2 protein-coding genes are annotated in these 3386 nt (G+C 64.4%); one reads left to right on the top strand and one right to left on the bottom strand.

Features of this window, described 5'->3' with window-relative positions; all coding sequences use genetic code 11:
* Positions 1–594 (bottom strand): carboxypeptidase regulatory-like domain-containing protein (locus tag NTW26_08930; protein MCX7022377.1); only part of this gene is annotated, 594 nt, incomplete at its 3' end.
* Positions 595–807: 213 nt separating this feature from the next.
* On the opposite strand from NTW26_08930, the gene NTW26_08925 reads away from it, so the two are divergent.
* Positions 808–3294, top strand: a complete 2487-nt coding sequence (locus NTW26_08925) for a M14 family zinc carboxypeptidase (GenBank protein MCX7022376.1) — start codon at positions 808–810, stop codon at positions 3292–3294.
* Positions 3295–3386: the final 92 nt, after the last annotated feature.

Below are 3386 nucleotides of genomic sequence, written 5' to 3'. Positions count from 1 at the left end.
GAGATCAGAGTTGGTGTAGTCGTAATACGAGATGTGGGGGCGGTCGGAGGAATCAAGCGCCAGAGAGGTGTACGTGCCTTCGCTTCCCGCCGAGTACACGGTCTCGATCCACCAAGAGCTACCGTTCCAGCTGGCGTATTTTAGAGCACCGTTGCCGTAATACGAGATGTGGGGGCGGCCGGAGGAGTCCAGCGCCAGGGAGGTGTACTGGCCTACGCTTCCCGCCGAGTCAACGATCTGGATCTGCCAAGAGCTACCGTTCCAGCGGGCGTATTTGAGATCACCGTTGTTGTAGTCACAATACGAGATGTTGGGGCGGTTGGAGGAATCCAGCGCCAGAGAGGTGTACGAGCGTACTTCTCCCACCGAGTCCACGGTCTCGATCTGCCAGGAGCTACCGTTCCAGCGGGCGTATTTGAGATCCTTGTTGGTCCAGTCCCAATACGAGATGTGGGGGGAGTCGGAGGAGTCAAGCGCCAGGGAGGTGTATTCGCCCACGTCTCCCACCGAGTCCACCGTCTCGACGTGCCACTCGCCGGCGGAGGCCGCGCCGGCGAGCGCCAGCGCGAAAATTACGCAAAAAAGCCTTTTCATCGCAGCCTCCTTCACCGTTTACCCGCCCCGCCGACGGATTGTCGAACCCGAAGGTGGGAAAACGCCACCTTTACTATACACCCTTTTCGACCCCGGCGCAAAAAACCCCAGGTCCGCTTGCGGGAGTCCATTTTTTATGCTAGGTTCGCCCCTGAGAGGTTATAGCTACAATGGGGCGGTTACGCCCGGAAGGCGCCCCCTCCTGGAGGAACCATGCGCAGACTGATTCCCCTCCTTCTCATCGTCGCCCTCGTCGTCCCCGCGGCGGCCAAGACCCAGCTCATCCGCTGCTACCTCACCCGGGAGCTGCAGGAGAACGTGCCCTGGGGCACACTGGACGTGGCGGGGTGGGTGTGGGGCTTGGCGGCGGACGTCCTGGTGGACGAGGCCGATCGCGACCAGCTCTACTACTACGGCCTCACCCGGCAGGACGTGCTCATAGACGACGTGGAGGCGGCCACGCGGGCCTTCTGGGAGGAGCAGGCCAACATCCCCGACCCCGACTCCTACCACACCTACGACCAGATGCTGGCGATGATGCAGGCGCTGGCGGCCGACTACCCGTCCATCTGCGAGCTGCACGACCTCTCGACCGAGACGGGTGCCGGACCGACCCACGACGGGCGCTACCTCTGGGGGCTGAAAATCTCCGACAACGTCGCCACCGACGAGCCCGCCGAGGCCGACGTCATGTTCAACGGCCTGCACCACGCCCGTGAAATCACCACCCACGAGCTGGTGTACCGCTTCGCCGAGTACTTCTGCGAGAACTACGGCACGGACGACACGGTGACGAACATCGTGGACAACCGCGAGGTGTGGTTCGTGCCCATGGTGAACCCGGACGGCTACCAGTACGTGCGGGACTTCTACGACATGTGGCGCAAGAACCGGCGCGACAACGGCGACGGCACCTACGGCGTGGACGTGAACCGCAACTACACCTACATGTGGGGTTATGACGACTACGGCTCGAGCCCCTGGACGGATGACGAGACCTACCGCGGCCCGTCGGCGGGCTCCGAGCCGGAGATCCAAGCGATGATGCAGTTCTACGCGGCTCGGTCCGACGCGGGCAACCCGGTCGTCGGCGCCATCAACTTCCATACCTACTCCCAGCTCGTCCTCTACCCCTGGGGCTATATCAACGACGTCACCGAGCACAACTACATCTACGAGCCCATGGGCGAGCTCTTCGCCGGTTACAACGGCTATACCGCCGAACCGAGCTACGCGCTATACAACACCAACGGCGACGCCTGCGACTGGATGTACGGCAGCCACCTGGGCGACGGTGACGGCCTCCTGGCGGAACCTCTGTTCGGCTTCACCTTCGAGATGGGCACGGAGTTCCAGCCGCCGTTCAGCGAGGTGCAGGTCCAGTTCGACGAGAACCTGCCGGCGATGCTGGACATGTGCCTGTTGGCGCAGAACCCGGAGATGATCTGCGTCCTCCCGGCTCCGGTGATTGACCCCATGGACACCGACGACGACGGTACCTACACGGTGAGCTGGACCATGCCGGAGTTCGAGCACGGCGTGCTGGATTACTACCAGCTCGACGAGATGACCGGCTACGAGCGGATCGGCGACGGCGCCGAGGACGGCCTGGACAACTGGAACAGCGTCAACTTCCAGCAGTCCACCTCCACCCCGCACGAGGGGAGCTACTGCTTCTGGTCCGGGGACGCCGACAGCTACACGGCCAAGTTGACCTCCCTCGGCCCGCTCGCCGTCACCACGGGCGACGAGCTCACCTACTGGGCCCGGTACAACATCGAAACGGGCTACGATTACGCCTACGTCGAGGCCTCGGCGGACGGCGTCACGTGGGACCGCCTGCGCATGTTCTCCGGCTACATGGCCGACTGGCAAGAATATACGCACTCCCTGGACGCCTATGCGGACGGCTCTTGCTACATCCGCTTCCGCTACACCACCGACACCTACACCCACCAGGGCGGCATCTACATAGACGACATCTACCCCGTGGACACCTACGCGGTGATAACGACCCTGGGCGACGACCTGACCGAGACCTCCTTCTACGTGGAGGGCCGCACGTCGGACACCTACTACTACCGCGTGCGGGGCGGGAACGATTTCACCTGGGGGGCCTGGAGCGCCGTGGAGGACATTGACGTCATGCCGTCGAGCGTCCTGGTCGCCGACTTCCACTACGACGACGCCTCGGACGGTATCCTGTTGTCGTGGACGCCGGGGGAGGGCTACGCCGGGGCGAACCTCCTGCGGGAGCGCGACGATGCGCGGGTGCGGCTGAACGAGCGGCTTCTCCCCGCGGACGCCGCGCGCTGGCTGGTCACCGACCCGGCCCTGGGTGACCGCTACTACCTCGAGGTGGTGGACTCTTTCGGCGAGACGACGACCTTCGGCCCGCTGACGATCCGCGAGCTGCCGGGCGGCTACGTGAGGACGGTGCTGGACGCCCCGTACCCGAACCCGGCCCGCGAATCGGCCACCCTCTCCTACTCCATCTCGCCGGCCGACTCCGGCAAGGCGCTGGAGATTTCCGTCTACGACCTCTCCGGGCGTCGGGTGGAGACCCTGGCCCGGGGCGTCGCCGAGGGCGGCAGCCACCTGGTCGTCTGGGACGTTTCGGACGCCGGGGCGGTGGTTTACTTCGTCAGCCTTTCGGTGGGCGAGGAGCACCAGACGACGCGCCTGGTCATCGCCAGGTAAGCGAATGAGTGAAGGTGAAGGGGGCGCCGCGGCGTCCCCTATTTCGACCGGCTAGGCCGGGGTCGGGGTGAGGGCTACCTTATAAAAAACGG

Source organism: bacterium (assembly GCA_026398675.1).
In the GTDB taxonomy this organism is placed as follows: Bacteria; RBG-13-66-14; RBG-13-66-14; order RBG-13-66-14; family RBG-13-66-14; genus RBG-13-66-14.
Note: the sequence above shows the minus strand (reverse complement) of the source record. Positions and strands in the feature narration are given on the sequence as shown.